This is a genomic window from Streptomyces sp. 1222.5, from assembly GCF_900105245.1.
GTDB classification, from domain to species: domain Bacteria; phylum Actinomycetota; class Actinomycetes; order Streptomycetales; family Streptomycetaceae; genus Streptomyces; species Streptomyces albidocamelliae.
Genome location: NZ_FNSZ01000001.1, coordinates 5,031,884 through 5,049,710, shown reverse-complemented (window position 1 = coordinate 5,049,710; position 17,827 = coordinate 5,031,884). Strand labels below are relative to the sequence as shown.

The window sequence follows — 17,827 nt, the reverse complement described above, 5'->3', positions numbered from 1 at the left end:
AGCGGGCGTAGGGCGGGTACGGCTCGTCGTCGATGATCGACGACGAGGGGACCGTCGCGCAGGGCGTGGGCGTGGCCCAGTGAGCCCCGGCCGGTACGGCTACAGACTCACGCCCACCGTCACCGGCTCGTTGACGAGGGTGACGCCGAAGGCCTCGCGGACCCCGGCGACCACCTCGCGAGCCAGGGCCAGCAGGTCCTCGGTGGTGGCGCCGCCCCGGTTGGTGAGGGCGAGGGTGTGCTTGGTGGAGATGCGGGCGCGGCCGGTGCCGTATCCCTTGGTGAAGCCGGCCTTGTCGATCAGCCAGGCAGCGGAGGTCTTGGTGCGGCCCTCCCCCGCGGAGTAGGCGGGCGGTTCGACGCCGTCGCCCATGCGCTCGCGCACGCGCGCGTGGAACGCGGCGAACTGCTCGTCGGTGAGGATCGGGTTGGTGAAGAAGGACCCGGCCGACCAGGTGTCGTGGTCCTCGGGGTCGAGGACCATCCCCTTGCCGGCGCGCAGCTTCAGGACGGTCTCCCGGGCGTCGGCGAGCGGCACCCGGTCACCGGGCTCCACACCGAGCGCGCGGGCCGCCTCCGCGTACTTGACGGGTGCCGAGAGACCCCCGGCGTCCTCCAGCTCGAAGCGGACGCGCAGGACGACGTAACGCTCGGGGTCGGCCTTGAAACGGCTGTGCCGGTACGAGAAGACGCACTCCTCGTTCGTCAGCGTCACGGTCTCGCCGGCCCGCCGGTCGTAGGCGATCACCTCGGTGATGGTGGCGGAGACCTCCTGGCCGTACGCGCCGACGTTCTGGATCGGCGTGGCGCCCGCCGAGCCCGGAATGCCGGCCAGGCACTCGATGCCGGCGAGGCCGGCCTCGACCGTGCGGGCGACGGCGTCCGTCCACACCTCGCCCGCCGCCAGTTCCAGCGTGGTGCCGCGCAGTTCGACACCGCGCGTGGCGATGCGCAGGGCGGTGCCGTCGAAGCCCTTGTCGCCGATGACCAGGTTCGATCCGCCGCCGACGACCAGCAGCGGGGTGCCGCTGTCGTCGGCCTCGCGGACGGCGGCGATCACCTCGGCGTCGGTCTCGGCGGTGACCAGCCGGGTCGCGGGGCCGCCCAGCCGGAAGGTGGTCAGCGGGGCAAGGGGGGCGTCGTGGAGTACCTGCACGGCCCCAAGACTACGAGACGCCTCGTCCGGAGCCGGCGTCCCGGGCGCCTGTGCCGGGGCACGCGCGCGGCTCGGCGGTGGCTCCTCCCCCAGGCCCCGCACAGCCGCACGCGCGCGTGGCCGCTTTCCGGGGGCCACGCGCGCGTGCGGGATGTTTTCCGCCCAGGGGCCGGGGCGGGCCGGTGTCACCTCTCCAGCCTCCGGGCCACCTCTTCCCAGCCGATCGGCAGCCGGTCGGCTGAGGTCTGCCAGGTGGCGAAGGCGACGTCCCGCATCTGCGAGGACAGGCCTCGGGAGGTGGGGCGGTGGGCGCCGGAGTGGGCGAAGGCCTTCAGCGCGTCCGCCGACTCCCAGGCGGACACCGTCCAGAAGACCTTCCGCAGGGGCTGCGCCCTGAGGGACGCGCCGTGGGCGCCGGGTGCGCGGGAGATCTGCCGCCACACGGCCGGGGTGCCGGCGAGGAAGCGGAGGGCGCCCCACAGGGTGTGGGTCTCGAAGCGGGAGGCGAAGACGTGGACCTCGGCGTCGCGCGGCGGGGTGTTCGGCACGGTCCAGGGAAGCGTGGGCATCGCGGGCTCCTTGCGGGGAGTTTTCCGGTCAGCGGGTGGTGGACTCGAGGACCGGTGCGGACGCCTGCCCGGCCGGGGGTGTGGCCGCCGGTCCGGTCTTCCGGCGGGCCGGGACCAGCAGCACGGCGACCGCGGCGAGCGCGACCACGGCGGCGCCGGTGACCAGGGCGGGTCGCATGCCGTCCACGAAGCTCTGCGCGGACTCGTAACCGCCCTGCGCCGAGAAGATCGACGACATGACCGCGATGCCGAGAGCGCCGCCCACCTCGCGCAGCGCGTTGTTCGCACCGGAGGCGATGCCCTGTTCCTCCGGCCGGACGCTGGACATCACCAGGTTGGCGGCCGGCGCGAAGTACAGGGCCATGCCGACGCCGCTGATGACCAGCCCGGGCAGCTGGACGGCGTAGGAGGCGTCGGCCGTTGCCACACGGGCCATCCAGCCGAGGCCGACGGCCTGGAGCAGCAGTCCCGCGGCGACGACGGGCCGGCCGCCGACGCGGTCGGACAGGAAGCCGGCGATCGGCGCGACGAGCATCGGCATGCCCGTCCACGGCAGCATCCTGAGACCGGCCTCGGTGGGCGAGTTGCCGAGGACGCCCTGCATGTACTGGCTGAGCAGGAAGACCGACCCGAACATCCCGACGAACATCAGCAGACTGGCCGCGTTGATGCCGGCGAAAGCGCGGGACCGGAACAGCCGCATCGGCAGCATCGGGTTGGCCGCGCGCGAGCTGTAGAGGACGAAGCCCGCCAGCAGCGCCCCGCCCGCGGACAGCGCGGTCAGCACCACGGGGTCGGTCCAGCCGTCCGCGGGCCCGCGGACCAGGCCGTACACGATCCCGAAGAGCGCGCCGCTGGCGAGCAGTGTGCCGGGGACGTCGAGCCGGGCGCCGGTGCCGTGCGACTCGGCCAGCCGCAGCCGGGCGAGCGGGAGCGCGACGAGGCCGAGCGGGACGTTCAGCCAGAAGATCCAGTGCCAGGAGGCGTGTTCGGTGAGAGTGCCGCCGATGAGCGGCCCCGAGGCGATGGCGAGTCCGTTGACGGCTCCCCAGATGCCGTAGACGGTTCCGCGCCTGGCGGCGGGTACGGCCGCGGTCAGCAGGGTCAGGGTGAGCGGCATCATGACGGCCGCGCCGGCGCCCTGGACCGCGCGTGCGGCGATCAGGGAGCCGATGCCCGGGGCCATGGCCGCGGCGGCGGAGGCCCCGGTGAAGACGGTGAGCCCCACGGTGAACATGCGCCGGCGCCCGAAACGGTCGCCGAGCGCGGCGCCGAACATCAGCAGCACGGCGAAGGTGAGCGTGTAGGCGCTCACGGTCCACTCGAGATCGTCCAGCGCGCCACCCAGGTCCTCGCGGATGGAGGGGAGGGCGGTGGTGACGACGAGGTTGTCGAGGGCTGCCATGAATCCGGCGACGCTGGTGATGACGAGGGCCCATGCGGCGCCCCCACGACGTGCGGTGTGCTGTGACATCTCTCCCCCAGGAGTGATCCCTAGTTAGTTATTGATGACTAACTTTTGCGGACGTGAAAAGGCGCCACCGCCCCTCCGCCCGCCCTTCACGCCTCCAGACGGCCCTTGTCCCGGGCCGACGGATAGAGCCCCTCCCACACCCGGTGCTCGGGCGGGAAGCCCATGCCCACCAGGCAGTTGATGAGCATGCCGTACGCGAGGAAGTCGGTCGTCTCGTCGACGTCCGCGCCGAGCGCCAGATGCACGGTGTCCCACAGCCGCATCCAGCCGTTCCGCACGCTCTCGCCGAACTCGCGGTCGCCTTCCTGCTCCGCGGCCGCCACGGCGACGTACATCTGCATCTGCATCATCAGCCGCTCGGGCCGCTCCGCGATGACCTCGGTGTACGCGTTCGCCATGGCATGCAGGGCGTCCTCGCCCTGCAACCCCTCCGAGGCCTCCTCAAAGGTCCGGATGGTGTCCTCCACGCAGCGTTCCGCCGCCGCCAGGAAGATCGCCTTCTTGCCGGAGAAGAGCCGGAAGAGATACGGCTGCGAGACTCCCACCCGCCGGGCGATCGCCTCGGTGGAGGTGCCGTGGTAGCCACCGCGCGCGAACTCGGCGGTCGCGGCACTGATGACGCTCTCGCGTCGCTCCTCTGCGCTCATCCTGGGCATGCCGCTAAGTTAGTACTCAATCACTAACTTGGCAAGCGGGTGTCCGCGGATACGAGTGAGGGGCGCCCCACCAGGGAGGACGCCCCTCACTCGCCGCCTCTGCCGCTCGGCCGGGCCGTCAGCCCAGTCGTACGACCGCCCGGGACATGCCCAGGACCTTCTGGCCGGCGCTCATGGCCGTCAGGTCCACCCGCACGGTGTTGTCGTCCAGCTTGGCCGCCACCTTGCCGCTGACCTCGATCAGCGCGCCCTGGTCGTCGTTCGGCACGACGACGGGCTTGGTGAAGCGGACGCCGTACTCCACGACCGCACCGGGGTCGCCGATCCAGTCGGTGACCACCCGGATCGCCTCGGCCATGGTGAACATGCCGTGCGCGATGACGTCCGGGAGGCCGACCTCCTTGGCGAACTTCTCGTTCCAGTGGATGGGGTTGAAGTCCCCCGAGGCGCCCGCGTACTGCACGAGGGCGGCACGGGTCACGGGGAAGGTCTGCGCCGGCAGCTCGGTGCCGACCTCGACGTCGCCGTAAGCGATCTTCGCCGTCATCAGGTCCTCACGCCTCCTCGGCCGCGCGGGCCACGAGCTTGGTCCAGGCGGTCACGACGTGCTCGCCCGCCTCGTCGTGCACCTCGCCGCGGATGTCCAGGATGTCGTTGCCCGCGAGGGACTTGATCGCCTCGATGGTGGAGGTGACCGTGAGCCGGTCGCCGGCCCGGACCGGGCGGCTGTAGGCGAACTTCTGGTCCCCGTGCACCACGCGGTTGTAGTCGAGCCCGAGCTGCGGGTCCTCGACGACCTGTCCGGCGGCGCGGAACGTGATGGAGAACACGAAGGTCGGCGGGGCGATCACATCGGGATGGCCGAACGCCTTGGCGGCCTCCGGGTCGGTGTACACCGGGTTGGTCTCCGCCACCGCCTCGGCGAACTCGCGGATCTTCTCCCGGCCCACCTCGTAGGGCGCGGTGGGCGGGTAGGTCCGTCCCACGAAGGACTGGTCGAGCGCCATGGCCCGGCACCTCCTGATGTCTGCTGTGGTGGCCCCAAATTAGCCGGAAACGGTCACGGAACGTACACGAGGCGACTGGGGCGGATGATCACCGGACCGACGGGCGCGTGGCCCGGCGGCGCGGTGGACGCGTGACCGGTGACCGGCCGAGCGGGAGTGTGACCGGCACGCGAAAACGCCGTGAGGCCGCCCCCTCGGAAGGGGACGGCCTCACGAACGAGCCTATTTATCGCGTTTCGCGATGCGCGGTGTGCGCATTGCAACGCGGGCAGTGCTTCTTCATCTCAAGACGATCCGGGTTGTTACGCCGGTTCTTCTTGGTGATGTAGTTCCGCTCCTTGCACTCCACGCAGGCCAGCGTGATCTTCGGGCGGACGTCGGTGGCAGCCACGTGAGTGCTCCTAAGACGAACGGATGGACCAATTCAACGCAAGAAAGAGTAGCCGATCGAAGGACCGACCCCGCAATCGGCTACTGTCAGTAGCGGTGACCGGACTTGAACCGGTGACACAGCGATTATGAGCCGCTTGCTCTACCGACTGAGCTACACCGCTACGATGCGATCGGGCCCCGCCTTTCGACGGGAACCTCTCGCACCAGAGCCCCAAAACGGAATCGAACCGTTGACCTTCTCCTTACCATGGAGACGCTCTGCCGACTGAGCTATTGGGGCGAGCGATGAAGACATTACACGGTCCGCCGCCGTTCACCCAAATCCGTATCCGGCCGCACTCCGCAACGCCCTCCCCGGCTCCCTCCGCAGGCTCCTGAGCCCCAGGAACGGCACCCACGCGGGGACTGCTGACGGTCGGACAGGCGCACCCGCGCGCGTGGACGCGACCGTGCCCTGCACCCGCGCGTGAGGGTCGTGGAGCCGGGCAGCCGGGACGGTCGCCCCGTACGCCGACGCGGTCGCCGCGGCCGCGAACGGTGCGTGCCACACGCGTGGGCGACACGTGTACTGCCATGGGTGGACCACGCCGGTACGACTATTGCGCTCCTGCGCGACCCGCGCGGCTCGCCACCCTAGGCTCGACTCACTCTGCGTGATCTTGGGCCGTCCCCGCGCGTCCCTGCTTCGCCGTCCGTCACGCCGGCCCGCCCCGAGCCCCCGGCCCCGCCCCTGGAGCGCGATGCCCGACAGTCAGCCGCAGCCCCACCAGCCGCCGAACCCGTCGGGGTCCTCGGGGCCGTCCGACCCGGCCGTCCTGCTGCTGTGCGGGGCGCGGCTCACCGACGGCAGGACCGTGGACGTACGGCTGTGCGGCGGGCGCATCGAGGCGGTGGGCACGGCCGGCAGTCTGGCGCCGGGACCGGCCCGGAAGCCCGCCACACGCGTGGACCTGAGCGGTTACCTGCTCCTGCCGGCACCGGCCGAACCGCACGCCCACAGCGACACCGCCCTGACCGCCGAGCACCCGGGACCGGTGTCGTACGCCCCGGAGGACGTCCAGCGCCGGGCCACGGAGTCGGCCCTGCTCCAGCTCGGGCACGGCGCGACGGCGGTACGCGCGCACGTGCGCGTGGGCGACGTCCAGGGGCTCGGCGCGCTCGGGGCCGTCCTGCAGGCCCGGCGGTCGCTGCGGGGGCTGGGCGAACTGACCACGGTGGCGATGCCCCGGCTGCTGACCGGGGTGGCCGGGGCCGACGGGCTCGCGATGCTGCGGGACGCGGTGAAGATGGGCGCCTCCGTGGTGGGCGGCTGCCCGGACCTGGACCCGGATCCCACGGGCTACGTGGAGACCGTCCTGGAGGTGGCGTCCGAACACGGCTGCCCGGTCGACCTGCACACGGACGCCGCCGACGCCGCCCGGCTGTCCCGGCTCGCGGTCATGGCGGGCGGCCTGCGCCCCGGCGTGACGATCGGGCCGTGCGCCGGTCTGGCGCGCCTGCCGGCCGACATGGCGTCCCGTGTCGCCGACCAGCTCGCCGCGGCCGGGGTGACGGTGGTGTGCCTGCCGCAGGGCGGCTGCGGCGGCGCCGGGCGGGAGGGCACGGCCCCGGTACGGCTGCTGCGCGCGGCCGGGGTGCGCGTGGCGGCCGGGAGCGGCGCCCTGCGCGACGTCTCCAACCCCGTCGGCCGTGGTGACCCGCTGGAGGCGGCCTACCTCCTCGCCTCCGCCCACGATCTGCGCCCGGAGGACGCCTACGACGCCGTGAGCGCCCGCGCCCGCGCCGCCATGGGCCTGCCGGACGTACGTGTGGAGGCGGGCTTCCCGGCGGAGCTCCTGGCCGTGCGCGGCGATCACCTGGCCGGGGCGCTCTCACTGGCGTACAGCCGGATCGTGGTGCACCGGGGCCGCGTGGTGGCACGCACCAGCGCGGTCCGCGAGTACTGCAACTCGGCGGCGGCAGCGGAGCTGGGGCTGCCCCGCCAGGGACGCGGAGAGCTGTCGTAGGAGCGCGGAGCGGTCGCAGGGGAGCGGAGCGGTCGCCGCGCCCGGTGACGCGGCCCTGCGCGTGGGACGCGATGTGGCGGGCGGTGTGGGACACGCGTCCGCGGTCGCGCCCGGCGGGGTCCGGGAAGCACCCGTGAGCTGGGCGGTCTCCGGCGGGCGGCGGTCAACCCGTGCGGCGGATGCGGCCCTTCGGGCGTACGGTCGGATTCATGCGCATTGTCATCGCTGGTGGTCATGGTCAGATCGCGCTGCGGCTGGAGCGTGTGCTCTCCGCGCGCGGGGACGAGGTGGCGGGCATCATCCGCAAGGCCGAGCAGGGCGACGCCCTGCGGGAGGCCGGTGCCGAACCGGTGCTGCTCGACCTGGAGTCCGCCTCGGTGGAGCAGGTCGCGGCGCACCTCCAGGGTGCGGACGCGGCGGTGTTCGCGGCCGGCGCTGGCCCGGGCAGCGGCACGGAGCGCAAGGAGACGGTGGACAAGGGCGCGGCGACGCTGTTCGCGGACGCGGCCGTCCGCGCGCGCGTGCGTCGCTTCGTGGTGGTGTCGTCGATGGGTGCCGATCCGGCGCACCGGGGCGACGAGGTCTTCGACGTGTACCTGCGTGCCAAGGGCGAGGCCGACGCGTACGTCCGCCGGCAGGAGGCGCTGGACTGGACGATCCTGCGTCCCGGCGCGCTGACGAACGACGCGGGCACCGGGCTGGTCCGGCTGGAGGCGCACACCGGACGTGGTCCGATTCCGCGGGACGACGTGGCGGCCGTCCTCGCGGAGCTGGTGGACACCTCGGCGACGGCCGGTCTGACGCTGGAGCTGATCGGCGGCTCGACGCCGGTGTCCGTCGCGGTGAAGTCGGTGGCCGGAAACTGACCCCGAGCGCGGTTCACACGCCGTCACGAACCGCCGTCCGCCGGGCGGAACGAGGGCGGCCGCCGGGACTTCGGACCAGCAGGACGCCACCGGGGCGTCAGAACAGCGGCAGTTGCCCGGGAAAGTCCGGCACGACGTATCCGTCCAACGAGGGCTGGATGCCGTCGAGTTGCGCCTGCCGCCGGGACCCGGTGCAGGAGATGAGGTCCCCGCTGCCACGCGCTGCGGGCGGGTCGTGGCGCGCGAAGCGGCCCGCGACGACGGCGATTTCACGGCGGCACACGGGACAGGTTCTGCGTCGGGAGGACATGCCGTCAGTGTGCCCGGGGCGGGGCCGAGGTGACACCGCCGTCAGGTCCGGGTCTCTGCCTCCCACCGGTCGGGGCCCACACCGCGCCAGTCGATCAGCGGCGAGTCGGCCACCTCTTCCGGCTCGATCTCCAGCCCGGCCCGGCGCAGGAACTCCACCAGGTCCCCCACGTTGTGCGCGAGGCCCAGGATCTCGCCGTCGACCCGGACCCGGCGGCCGCCGGTCGGGGACGGCAGGTGCACGATGATGGGGCGCTTCCCGGCCATGGCTCCAGCATCGTCCGGACCGGCAGGACCCGCACCCGGGCCGGTCATCGGACAGCCCCCGGCAGCGTGTTTCGGCGGGGCGACCGGTCGTGCGGGCCGCGCCCGGCCGGGACGCGGCGCGCGGAGCGCGGCACAGCGGGACATTCGGAAGAGCCGTTATCGTTCACATGTTCGATTCTAAGGGGACTTCCGTGCAGCACAACGATGTTCCGGCAGTGAGTTCCCCGGGCTGGACTGTCGTCCGGCTGCAATGCGCGAGATCCTGGAACTCCGACCATGGGCGAGCGAACGAAGCCGGGCCGGCTCCCACTCCCCGTAAGGCACACCACCTGGGCTGCGGCCCCGAGACGCGCCGGCCGCCGTCGCGTCTTGCGAAGGAGGCCGAGCGATGAACCGTCCGTCGTACCGTGACCGCACAGGCGCGACCTCACTGCCGCGGCTCCCCGGCCGCGCCGGGAGCGTACGGAGACTGAGCACCGCCGCTGTGGCGGCGATGCTCCTCGCGGGCTGTGCCGCGGGCACTCCCGACGCCGCCCCGCGCTCCAGCGGCCCCGGCCTCTCCCACACCCCGCCCGCCACGACTTCCCACCCGCGTTCGTCCCTCGCCCCGGACCTCTCCACCTCCGCCACCGCTCCCGCCCCCGCCACGACGTCCGCCGCCGCGGCGTGCACCAACAGCACGAAGCTGGCCGGGTGGTCGAACCGCCGGCTGGCCATGCTGACCATCGCCGTCCCCGTGCCGGAGACGTCGGTGTCCGACGCCACCTCGGAGGTGAGCGCGGGCGCGGGCGGTGTGCTGCTGTTCGGCAGCAAGGCGCCGGCCGACCTCGGCTCCCGGCTGACCACCCTGAAATCCCATGTGCCGGGTCGCCTCGGCCTGTTGGTGATGACCGACGAGGAGGGCGGCGGCATCCAGCGCATGGCGAACCTCGTCGGATCCCTGCCCTGGGCCGCGTACATGGGCTCGCACTGGACCCCGGCCCAGATCCAGCAGAACGTCACGGAGGTCGCGAAGAAGATGGCGGCCGCCCAGGTGAACATGGACCTCGCGCCGGTGGTCGACGTGGACGGCAGGAACGAGGCGCCCAGCAAGACCAACCCCGACGGCTGGCGGTCCTTCAGCGGGAACACCGCGGTGGTCTCCAAGGACGGTGTGGCGTACATGAACGGGCTGCGCGCCGGAGGCGTGATACCCGTCGTCAAGCACTTCCCGGGCCTGGGCGGCTCCACCTACAACTCCGACTTCGGCCCTGCCCGCACCCTGCCCTGGTCCACCCTGCAGAAGGTGGCCATCCCGCCGTTCACAGCGGCCATCAAGGCCGGCGCCCCGGCCATCATGGTCTCCAACAACGTCGTTCCGGGCCTGAGCACCAATCCGGCAAGCCTGTCCCCCACCGTCATCGGTACCGAGTTGCGCGGCAAGCTGGGCTTCAAGGGGCTGGTGGTCACCGACTCGCTCAGCGCCAAGGCGATCTCCGCCGCCGGATTCAGCGTTCCCAGCGCGGCCGTCCAGGCCCTGCGGTCCGGCGCCGACATGGTCCTGTTCGACCTGGGCGGCAACGTCGGCTCCCAGACGTCCTCGATCGCCAAGGCGGTCACCGACGCGGTGGCCGGCGGACGCCTCTCCCGCAGCCGCCTCATCGACGCGGCGGGACACGTCCTGGCCGTCCGGCACGTGAACCTCTGCCCGTAGGCACGAGGTTGCGCCCCAGCCCGGATGAGCCGGGGCGGTATGCCGTGGCGCCAGGATCCAACCTGGAAAGGCTGAGCCGGCAGACCTACAGCGGGCTCGCCCCATACGACGCGACCTGCGGATTTCCCGTGGCGGCCCGCGGCGGTCCACCCGTCGATCTGCGCCGGCGCGGCCGTCGCCTGCGCGTTTCGCGAGCCTGCTCGAACACCACTGTCGACCAACGAGAAGAAACGAGAAGACCCCCTCCAATGCGCGTTTCCGCAGATTGGAAGGGGTCTCACCCAGTGTGGCGGCGCCAGGATTCGAACCTGGGAAGGCTGAGCCGGCAGATTTACAGTCTGCTCCCTTTGGCCGCTCGGGCACACCGCCGGGTTGGTGCTGCCGACCGAACCCGCTTTCGGCGGTGCTCCGTGGCAACGACGTAAACAATACCCGATGCCCAGGGGTGCTCCGCCACCCCATTGATCTCCACCCCCGGGGTCGCGGGATGGCTAGGCTGGTGCGGATGCGGCCCGGCACGGAGCCGGGCCCGGCGGTCGCCGCCGCGCACGCCGGCACGCACCCATCAGCACCCGGATACAAGGAGCCACAGGACATGGCCGACTCCAGTTTCGACATCGTCTCGAAGGTCGAGCGGCAGGAGGTCGACAACGCCCTCAACCAGGCCGCCAAGGAGATCTCGCAGCGCTACGACTTCAAGGGCGTGGGTGCCTCGATCTCGTGGTCCGGTGACAAGATCCTCATGGAGGCGAACTCCGAGGACCGGGTGAACGCTGTCCTCGACGTCTTCCAGTCCAAGCTGATCAAGCGCGGTATCTCGCTGAAGGCGCTGGACGCGGGCGAGCCGCAGCTCTCCGGCAAGGAGTACAAGATCTTCGCGTCGATCGAGGAGGGCATCTCCCAGGAGAACGCGAAGAAGGTGGCGAAGATCATTCGCGACGAGGGCCCGAAGGGCGTGAAGGCCCAGGTCCAGGGCGAGGAGCTGCGGGTCAGCTCCAAGAGCCGCGACGACCTCCAGACCGTGATCTCCCTGCTCAAGGGCAAGGACTTCGACTTCGCGCTGCAGTTCGTGAACTACCGGTAGGACACGGCGGACAGCACAGGAAAGGGTGGGCACCCGGCGGTGCCCACCCTTCTGCTCGCCGCGCCCTGTGAGCGCCGCCTGCGCGCCGCGCGCGGTGCGCTCAGTCGCGTGAGTTGCCGAACAGAATGCGGTAGGCGATCAGCAGCACCAGGGAGCCGCCGATGGCCGCCGCCCAGGTGGCGCCGTCGTAGAAGTTCTTCGTGACCGGGTGGTCCAGCCAGCGGGCCGAGATCCAGCCGCCTATGAACGCGCCCGCGACGCCGATGAGGGTCGTACCGATGAAGCCGCCGGGGTCGCGGCCCGGCAGCAGGAGCTTGGTGATGGCTCCGGCCAGCAGTCCCAGAATGATCCAACCGATGATGCTCATGCCGTGAACCTGCCCTTCCGCGCTGTGTCCGCACTGGGCGGGGCCTGAAGTTCCGATGAGGACCCGCTGTCCGTCGCGCGTGTGTTCGTGCCGCGTCGGTGTAGAGGACGTCGCGAGGTCACCGACCGGTTGCGCCGCTCAGTAGGGTGCGGCGCATGACACCCTCCGGCACTGCTCTGCGGCGCACCCTGGGGCTGCGGGACGCCGTGGTCGTCGGCCTCGGCTCGATGATCGGGGCCGGCGTCTTCTCGGCTCTCGGCCCGGCGGCGCGCGCGGCCGGTTCCGGACTGCTGGCAGGACTGGCCCTCGCCGCGGTGGTGGCCTACTGCAACGCCATGTCCTCGGCACGTCTCGCGGCCTTGTATCCGGCCTCCGGCGGCACCTACGTCTACGGGCGGGAGCGGCTGGGGGCCTTCTGGGGGTATCTCGCCGGCTGGGCGTTCGTGGTCGGCAAGACGGCGTCCTGCGCGGCCATGGCGCTCACGGTGGGCGCGTACGTCTGGCCGGGGCAGGCGCACGCGGTGGCGGTCGGCGCCGTGGTGGCCCTGACCGCAGTGAACTACGGCGGGATCCAGAAGTCGGCATGGCTCACGCGGGTGATCGTGGCTGTCGTCCTGGCCGTACTCGCGACCGTGGTCGTCGCCTGTCTGGCCTCCGGGCGGGTCGGGGCCGGGCGCCTCGGCGTCGGCCTGTCGTCCGGGGTCGGCGGGGTCCTCCAGGCGGCCGGGCTGCTGTTCTTCGCGTTCGCCGGGTACGCGCGGATCGCGACCCTCGGCGAGGAGGTCCGCGATCCGGCGCGCACCATTCCGCGCGCGATCCCGCTGGCCCTGGGGATCGCCCTCGTCGTGTACACGTGCGTGGCCGTCGCGGTGCTCGGGGTCCTCGGCGCCGGCCGGCTCGGGCAGGCGGAGGCGCCGCTGGCCGAGGCGGTGCGGGCGGCCGGGGTGCCCGGCCTCGTGCCCGTGGTGCGGGCGGGGGCGGCGGTGGCCGCGCTGGGCTCACTGCTCGCGCTGATCCTCGGGGTGTCCCGGACGACGCTCGCCATGGCCCGGGACGGGCATCTGCCGGGCGCGCTGGCCGCCGTGCACCCGCGGTTCGGGGTGCCCCACCGGGCGGAACTCGCCGTGGGCGCGGTGGTCGCCGTGCTGGCCGCCACGGTCGACGTGCGCGGCGCGATCGGCTTCTCCTCCTTCGGCGTGCTGGCCTACTACGCCGTCGCCAACGCCTCCGCCTGGACGCTGAGTCAGGCGCCGCTGTCCCGCGTGGTGCCGGTGGTCGGCCTGCTGGGCTGCGCGATTCTGGCGCTCGCGCTGCCCTTCGTCTCGGTGGCCGTGGGGGCGGGCGTGCTCGCCGTGGGCGCGGCGGCCTACGGCGGACGGCGGTGGTGGGCGGGCCGGTACGCCGCGTGACGCGCCGTCAGGGCGACGGGGGCGCCGCCCGCCCGTCTCAGCGGGCCGCGAACGGCTGGTCCGTGGGGACGATCTCGCGGCCGAGCGGCAGCAGGGACACGGGGATCAGCTTGAAGTTGGCGATGCCGAACGGGATGCCGATGATCGTGACGCACAGGGCGATGCCGGTGACGATGTGGGCGAGCGCCAGCCACCAGCCGGCCAGGATCAGCCACAGGACGTTGCCGACGCACGACGGGGCGCCCGCGTCGTGACGCTCGACCGTGGTGTACCCGAAGGGCCACAGGGCGTAGACGCCGATGCGGAAGGCGGCGATCCCGAACGGGATACCGATGATCGTGATGCACAGCAGCAGGCCGGCCAGCAGGTACCCGAGGAACAGCCAGAAGCCGCTCAGGACGAGCCAGATGACGTTCAGGATGATCTTCACGAGCGACCTGCCATCTTCTCGAGCCGGGCGATGCGCTCCGCCATCGGCGGGTGGGTGGAGAACATCTTGGACAGTCCCTGACCGGGACGGAAGGGGTTCGCGATCATCATGTGGCTCGCGGTCTCGATCTTGGGCTCGGGCGGCAGCGGGAGCTGCTGGGTACCGACCTCCAGCTTGCGCAGTGCGCCGGCGAGGGCGAGCGGGTCGCCGGTGAGCTGGGCGCCCGAGGCGTCCGCCTCGTACTCCCGGGACCGGCTGATGGCCAGCTGGATGAGGCTGGCGGCGAGCGGACCCAGGATCATGATCAGCAGCGTGCCGAGCAGGCCGGGGCCGTCGTCGTCGTCCGAGCGGCCCACCGGGATGAGCCAGGCGAAGTTCACCAGGAACATGATCACCGAGGCCAGGGCGCCGGCGACCGAGGAGATGAGGATGTCGCGGTTGTAGACGTGGCTCAGCTCGTGGCCGATGACCCCGCGCAGCTCACGCTCGTCCAGGAGGCGCAGGATGCCCTCCGTGCAGCACACGGCCGCGTTGCGCGGGTTGCGGCCGGTCGCGAAGGCGTTGGGGGCCTCGGTCGGGGAGATGTAGAGGCGCGGCATGGGCTGGCGGGCCTGGGTGGAGAGCTCGCGCACCATGCGGTACAGCGCCGGGGCCTCGAACTCGCTGACCGGGCGGGCGCGCATGGCGCGCAGCGCCAGCTTGTCGCTGTTCCAGTACGCGTACGCGTTCGTACCGATGGCGACCAGGACCGCGACGATCAGCCCGGCACGGCCGAAGAAGCTGCCGATGACGATGATGAGTGCGGACAGTCCCCCGAGGAGTACGGCGGTCCTGAGCCCGTTGTGCCGGCGGTGCACGGTGCGCCCTCCAAGTCGTGCATCTGGGGAACACTTTGGGTCCAGTGGACCCTCCCGTCTGTGACAACGCCAGGCGACGGGCACGAGTTCCCCGGGGTGTGCGGCGGCACGGTTCGGCCGTACGGGTGACGTGCGGGTTCGGCCTCACGCGCGCGTGGTGGCACGGGTGCCCCACGCCCGCGTGGCGACTCCTCAGAACAGGCCGGTGGCCGCGAACCGGAGGACCAGCTGGGGCGCTCCGGACAGGGCGACGCCGAGCACTCCGGTGAGGGCGAGAGCGGCCGTCAGGGGGGCGGGGACGCGGTGCCGGGCGGTCTCCCCCTCGGGGGCCCGGAACAGCAGGGCGGTCCACTGGAGGTAGTAGAAGAGCGCGATGACCACGTTGACGGCCATGACGACGGCGAGCCAGCCGAGGCCCGCGTCGACGGCCGACGAGAACACCGTGACCTTGGCGAACAGGCCGATGACACCCGGCGGCAGCCCGGCCAGGCACAGCAGGAAGAAGGCCAGCAGCAGCGCGGTGAGCGGGTTGGCGGTGTACAGGCCGCGGTAGTCCGCGATCCGGTTCAGGGCGCGGCCGCGGCCCACCAGCGCGGCGACCGCGAAGGCTCCGAGGTTCACGGCCGCGTACATCAGGGCGTACGCCACCGTCGAGCCGATCGCCCGCTGGGGGTCCTTGGCGTACCCGGCGGCGGCGATCGGCACCAGCAGGTAGCCGGCCTGGCCGACGGAGGACCAGGCGAGCAGCCGTACGGCGCTGTACGCGCGCGTGGCCTGCTGCCGCAGGGCGCCGACGTTGCCGACGGTCATGGTGAGGGCGGCCAGGACGGCGAGCGCGGGCCCCCAGACGTCGGCGTACGACGGGAACGCGATCACAGTGACCAGGATCAGGCCGGAGAAGCCGACGGCCTTGCCGACGACCGACAGGTAGGCGGCCACGGGCAGCGGGGCGCCGACGTAGGTGTCGGGCACCCAGAAGTGGAAGGGGACGGCGGCCGTCTTGAAGGCGAAGCCGATGAGGGTGAGGACGACACCGGTCTGGGTGAGGACGTGCAGCTGCCCGTCGACGTGCGGCAGGCGCTCGGCGACCTGGGTGAGGTAGAGGGTGCCGGTGGCGCCGTAGACGAAGCTGATGCCCATCAGGCTGACCGCGGTGGCGGTGACCGAGGACAGGAAGAACTTCAGGGCGGCCTCGGAGGACCGTTTGTCGCCGTGCCGGATGCCGACGAGGGCGAAGGCCGGCAGGGAGGCGACCTCCAGGGCGACGACCAGCGTGGCCAGGTCCCGGGAGGCGGGCAGCAGCGCGGCGCCGGCCGCGGAGGACAGCAGCAGGAACCAGAACTCGCCGGGCGGGACGCGCAGCCGGTCGTCGTCGAGGTTGGTGACGGACAGCAGGGCGGCGAGCAGCGCGCCGCCGAGGACCAGGAACTGGATGACGAGGGTGAAGCGGTCGGCGGTGTAGCTGCACGCGCCCGCCCGGCCGGCCAGGCAGAAGGTGCTGCGGTCGCCGTCCAGGAGGGGCAGGAGCATCAGGGCGGCCGCGGCCAGCCCGGCGACCGAGATCCAGCCGAGCACGGCCTTGCGGGGCTCGGGCAGGAACAGGTCGGCGACGAGGACGGCGAGCGCCACGACGGCGGTGATCGTCGGCGGGGCGATCGCCAGCCAGTCGACGGACTGGACCATCGACTCGGCAAGCGGCTGGGCGCTCATCGGGTGCCTCCTGCGAGGAGCTGCTGCACGGCCGGGTCGGTCAGGCCGAGCAGGGCCTTCGGCCACAGTCCGGCGAGGACGGTGAGGGCGACGAGCGGGGTCCAGGCGGCGAATTCGTACCCGTGCACGTCGTCGAGTCTCGGGACCTCCTGCTCGGCTCCGCCCATGCACACGCGGCGGACCACGATCAGCATGTACGCGGCCGTCAGCAGGGTGCCGAACGTGCCGATCGCCATGAATGTGAGGAACGCGGGCCGGCTGAGACCTGCGCCGGGCTCGAACGCGCCGAACAGCGACAGCATCTCGCCCCAGAAACCGGCGAGCCCGGGCAGCCCGAGCGAGGCGACCGCGGCGAACGCGAGCAGCCCACCGAGGCGCGGGGCCCTGCCGTAGAGCGCGGCGCCCGTCTCCTCGGCCAGGGTGTCGAGGTCGGTGGTGCCGGTGCGGTCCTTGAGGGCGCCGACCAGGAAGAAGAGCAGGCCGGTGATGAGGCCGTGCGCGATGTTGGCGAACAGGGCGCCGTTCACGCCGGTCGGGGTCATGGTGGCGATGCCCAGCAGGACGAAGCCCATGTGGCCGACGGAGGAGTAGGCGATCAGCCGCTTGAGGTCGCCCTTGGCGCCCCGTCTGGCCAGGGCCAGGCAGGCCAGGGACCCGTAGATGATCCCGACGACCGCGAACGCGGCGAGGTAGGGCGCGAAGGTGTGGAAGCCGTGCGGCGCCACGGGCAGCAGGATGCGGACGAACCCGTACGTGCCCATCTTGAGCAGGACGCCGGCCAGCAGGACCGAGCCGACGGTCGGGGCGGCGGTGTGCGCGTCTGGCAGCCAGCTGTGCAACGGCCACATCGGGGCCTTGACCGCGAGCCCGATCCCGATCGTCAGAACCGCGATGACCTGCACGGACGCGGTCAGCGACCGGCCGTTGTCAGTGGCGAGTGCCACCATGTCGAATGTGCCCGCCTTGATCCCGATCAGGAGCAGGCCGAGCAGCATGACGACGGAGCCGAGCAGCGTGAACAGGATGAACTTCCACGCGGCCCGGGTGCGGCCCTCGCCGCCCCAGCGGGCGATGAGGAAGTACATGGGGATGAGCACCGTCTCGAACGCCAGGAAGAACAGCAGCAGGTCGAGGACGGCGAAGGTCGCGAGGGTGCCGGACTCGAGAAGGAGCAGCAGCGCGACGAACGCCTTCGGGGACGGGCCCGACGGCAGCTTGAAGTACGAGTAGAGCGCGCAGAGGAAGGTCAGCAGCGCGGTCAGCACCAGGAGGGGGAGGGAGATGCCGTCGATGCCGAGGTGGATGCGCACGTCGAGTGCGGGGATCCAGCTGATGTCGGTCGTGGCCTGCATCTTCGACGGCTGGTCGTGGTCGAAGCCGAGCGCGAGGACGATCGCGGCGACGAGGATCGCGCCGGTCACGGTGACGCCGTGCCGCAGCACGGCCTGCTCGGGCGACTTCCCCTTCAGCCCGGGCGGGGCCGGCAGGAGGGCGGCGACGGCACCGAGGAGCGGGCCGACGACGACGAACGCCAGAAGGAACTGCATCACGGACTCGTTGATATCGATCACGCCT

General features: G+C 71.9%; 19 protein-coding genes and 3 tRNA genes. 5 read left to right on the top strand and 17 right to left on the bottom strand.

What is annotated here, in order from left to right; translation table 11 throughout:
• Positions 1–99 precede the first annotated feature (99 nt).
• From BLW57_RS22790 to BLW57_RS22750, 9 genes are all read right to left on the bottom strand, one after another.
• Positions 100–1,155 (bottom strand): UDP-N-acetylmuramate dehydrogenase, encoded by a 1,056-nt coding sequence (locus BLW57_RS22790; protein ID WP_093476994.1) that lies wholly within the window; start codon positions 1,153–1,155, stop codon positions 100–102.
• Positions 1,156–1,340: 185 nt separating this feature from the next.
• Positions 1,341–1,724 (bottom strand): DUF3291 domain-containing protein, encoded by a 384-nt coding sequence (locus tag BLW57_RS22785; RefSeq protein WP_093476991.1) that lies wholly within the window; start codon positions 1,722–1,724, stop codon positions 1,341–1,343.
• A gap of 28 nt (positions 1,725–1,752) precedes the next feature.
• The gene (locus BLW57_RS22780; RefSeq protein WP_093476988.1) at positions 1,753–3,198 is read right to left on the bottom strand and encodes a DHA2 family efflux MFS transporter permease subunit; all 1,446 of its coding nucleotides are present in this window, start codon (positions 3,196–3,198) and stop codon (positions 1,753–1,755) included.
• Positions 3,199–3,284: 86 nt separating this feature from the next.
• The gene (locus BLW57_RS22775) at positions 3,285–3,854 is read right to left on the bottom strand and encodes a TetR/AcrR family transcriptional regulator (RefSeq protein ID WP_176985688.1); all 570 of its coding nucleotides are present in this window, start codon (positions 3,852–3,854) and stop codon (positions 3,285–3,287) included.
• Between the two features lie 118 nt (positions 3,855–3,972).
• Positions 3,973–4,401: a MaoC family dehydratase gene (locus BLW57_RS22770; RefSeq protein WP_093476984.1), complete on the bottom strand. Its 429-nt coding sequence runs from the start codon at positions 4,399–4,401 to the stop codon at positions 3,973–3,975.
• Positions 4,402–4,408: 7 nt separating this feature from the next.
• Complete coding sequence (locus BLW57_RS22765) at positions 4,409–4,861, bottom strand: MaoC family dehydratase N-terminal domain-containing protein (protein WP_093476981.1); 453 nt, start codon at positions 4,859–4,861, stop codon at positions 4,409–4,411.
• Positions 4,862–5,087: 226 nt separating this feature from the next.
• Entirely contained in the window at positions 5,088–5,252 is a 165-nt protein-coding gene (gene rpmG, locus BLW57_RS22760) for a 50S ribosomal protein L33 (RefSeq protein WP_003948671.1), read from the bottom strand.
• A gap of 90 nt (positions 5,253–5,342) precedes the next feature.
• Positions 5,343–5,415: transfer RNA gene (locus BLW57_RS22755), tRNA-Met, on the bottom strand.
• A gap of 46 nt (positions 5,416–5,461) precedes the next feature.
• Positions 5,462–5,534, bottom strand: a tRNA-Thr gene (locus tag BLW57_RS22750).
• 460 nt (positions 5,535–5,994) lie between these two features.
• Between BLW57_RS22750 and BLW57_RS22745 the strand changes: the two genes are divergently transcribed.
• Both BLW57_RS22745 and BLW57_RS22740 read left to right on the top strand, forming a co-directional pair.
• Complete coding sequence (locus BLW57_RS22745; protein ID WP_093476978.1) at positions 5,995–7,260, top strand: amidohydrolase family protein; 1,266 nt, start codon at positions 5,995–5,997, stop codon at positions 7,258–7,260.
• A 209-nt stretch (positions 7,261–7,469) separates the two neighbouring features.
• Entirely contained in the window at positions 7,470–8,126 is a 657-nt protein-coding gene (locus BLW57_RS22740; RefSeq protein ID WP_093480828.1) for an NAD(P)H-binding protein, read from the top strand.
• Positions 8,127–8,223: 97 nt separating this feature from the next.
• On the opposite strand, the gene BLW57_RS22735 is transcribed toward BLW57_RS22740, so the two are convergent.
• Both BLW57_RS22735 and BLW57_RS22730 read right to left on the bottom strand, forming a co-directional pair.
• A complete protein-coding gene (locus BLW57_RS22735) occupies positions 8,224–8,436 on the bottom strand; it encodes a hypothetical protein (protein ID WP_093476976.1) in 213 nt (70 codons plus the stop codon).
• Between the two features lie 41 nt (positions 8,437–8,477).
• Positions 8,478–8,702 carry a hypothetical protein gene (locus tag BLW57_RS22730; RefSeq protein WP_176985687.1) on the bottom strand — a complete coding sequence of 75 codons (225 nt, stop codon included), beginning with the start codon at positions 8,700–8,702 and terminating at the stop codon, positions 8,478–8,480.
• 388 nt (positions 8,703–9,090) lie between these two features.
• On the opposite strand from BLW57_RS22730, the gene BLW57_RS22725 reads away from it, so the two are divergent.
• Positions 9,091–10,395: a glycoside hydrolase family 3 N-terminal domain-containing protein gene (locus BLW57_RS22725; RefSeq protein WP_093476974.1), complete on the top strand. Its 1,305-nt coding sequence runs from the start codon at positions 9,091–9,093 to the stop codon at positions 10,393–10,395.
• A gap of 287 nt (positions 10,396–10,682) precedes the next feature.
• Here the strand turns inward: BLW57_RS22725 and BLW57_RS22720 are convergent.
• Positions 10,683–10,764, bottom strand: a tRNA-Tyr gene (locus BLW57_RS22720).
• 226 nt (positions 10,765–10,990) lie between these two features.
• Here BLW57_RS22720 and BLW57_RS22715 point away from each other — a divergent pair.
• Positions 10,991–11,479, top strand: a complete 489-nt coding sequence (locus BLW57_RS22715) for a YajQ family cyclic di-GMP-binding protein (RefSeq protein ID WP_073901498.1) — start codon at positions 10,991–10,993, stop codon at positions 11,477–11,479.
• Between the two features lie 100 nt (positions 11,480–11,579).
• On the opposite strand, the gene BLW57_RS22710 is transcribed toward BLW57_RS22715, so the two are convergent.
• Positions 11,580–11,846: a GlsB/YeaQ/YmgE family stress response membrane protein gene (locus BLW57_RS22710; RefSeq protein WP_093476969.1), complete on the bottom strand. Its 267-nt coding sequence runs from the start codon at positions 11,844–11,846 to the stop codon at positions 11,580–11,582.
• A gap of 155 nt (positions 11,847–12,001) precedes the next feature.
• On the opposite strand from BLW57_RS22710, the gene BLW57_RS22705 reads away from it, so the two are divergent.
• Complete coding sequence (locus BLW57_RS22705) at positions 12,002–13,255, top strand: APC family permease (RefSeq protein WP_093476966.1); 1,254 nt, start codon at positions 12,002–12,004, stop codon at positions 13,253–13,255.
• Between the two features lie 37 nt (positions 13,256–13,292).
• Here the strand turns inward: BLW57_RS22705 and BLW57_RS22700 are convergent, their stop codons facing one another.
• From BLW57_RS22700 to BLW57_RS22685, 4 genes are all read right to left on the bottom strand, one after another.
• On the bottom strand, positions 13,293–13,685 hold the full coding sequence (locus BLW57_RS22700; RefSeq protein ID WP_093476965.1) for a YccF domain-containing protein: 393 nt from the start codon (positions 13,683–13,685) through the stop codon (positions 13,293–13,295).
• Positions 13,682–14,542, bottom strand: a complete 861-nt coding sequence (gene htpX, locus BLW57_RS22695; RefSeq protein ID WP_093476963.1) for a zinc metalloprotease HtpX — start codon at positions 14,540–14,542, stop codon at positions 13,682–13,684. The genes BLW57_RS22700 and htpX overlap by 4 nt, the downstream gene beginning before the upstream one ends.
• Before the next feature lie 192 nt (positions 14,543–14,734).
• Positions 14,735–16,252 (bottom strand): NADH-quinone oxidoreductase subunit N, encoded by a 1,518-nt coding sequence (locus BLW57_RS22690; RefSeq protein ID WP_093476962.1) that lies wholly within the window; start codon positions 16,250–16,252, stop codon positions 14,735–14,737.
• Positions 16,249–17,823: an NADH-quinone oxidoreductase subunit M gene (locus BLW57_RS22685; protein WP_093476960.1), complete on the bottom strand. Its 1,575-nt coding sequence runs from the start codon at positions 17,821–17,823 to the stop codon at positions 16,249–16,251. Before BLW57_RS22685 ends, BLW57_RS22690 begins: the two co-directional genes overlap by 4 nt.
• Between the last annotated feature and the right edge of the window lie 4 nt (positions 17,824–17,827).

Coding starts and splice junctions, on each gene's coding strand:
- BLW57_RS22785 (WP_093476991.1), bottom strand. CDS start 1,724: ATGCCCACGCTTCCCTGGACCGTGCCGAACACCCCGCCGCGCGACGCC.
- BLW57_RS22780 (WP_093476988.1), bottom strand. CDS start 3,198: ATGTCACAGCACACCGCACGTCGTGGGGGCGCCGCATGGGCCCTCGTC.
- BLW57_RS22775 (WP_176985688.1), bottom strand. CDS start 3,854: ATGCCCAGGATGAGCGCAGAGGAGCGACGCGAGAGCGTCATCAGTGCC.
- BLW57_RS22770 (WP_093476984.1), bottom strand. CDS start 4,401: ATGACGGCGAAGATCGCTTACGGCGACGTCGAGGTCGGCACCGAGCTG.
- BLW57_RS22765 (WP_093476981.1), bottom strand. CDS start 4,861: ATGGCGCTCGACCAGTCCTTCGTGGGACGGACCTACCCGCCCACCGCG.
- BLW57_RS22745 (WP_093476978.1), top strand. CDS start 5,995: ATGCCCGACAGTCAGCCGCAGCCCCACCAGCCGCCGAACCCGTCGGGG.
- BLW57_RS22740 (WP_093480828.1), top strand. CDS start 7,470: ATGCGCATTGTCATCGCTGGTGGTCATGGTCAGATCGCGCTGCGGCTG.
- BLW57_RS22735 (WP_093476976.1), bottom strand. CDS start 8,436: ATGTCCTCCCGACGCAGAACCTGTCCCGTGTGCCGCCGTGAAATCGCC.
- BLW57_RS22730 (WP_176985687.1), bottom strand. CDS start 8,702: ATGGCCGGGAAGCGCCCCATCATCGTGCACCTGCCGTCCCCGACCGGC.
- BLW57_RS22725 (WP_093476974.1), top strand. CDS start 9,091: ATGAACCGTCCGTCGTACCGTGACCGCACAGGCGCGACCTCACTGCCG.
- BLW57_RS22715 (WP_073901498.1), top strand. CDS start 10,991: ATGGCCGACTCCAGTTTCGACATCGTCTCGAAGGTCGAGCGGCAGGAG.
- BLW57_RS22710 (WP_093476969.1), bottom strand. CDS start 11,846: ATGAGCATCATCGGTTGGATCATTCTGGGACTGCTGGCCGGAGCCATC.
- BLW57_RS22705 (WP_093476966.1), top strand. CDS start 12,002: ATGACACCCTCCGGCACTGCTCTGCGGCGCACCCTGGGGCTGCGGGAC.
- BLW57_RS22690 (WP_093476962.1), bottom strand. CDS start 16,252: ATGAGCGCCCAGCCGCTTGCCGAGTCGATGGTCCAGTCCGTCGACTGG.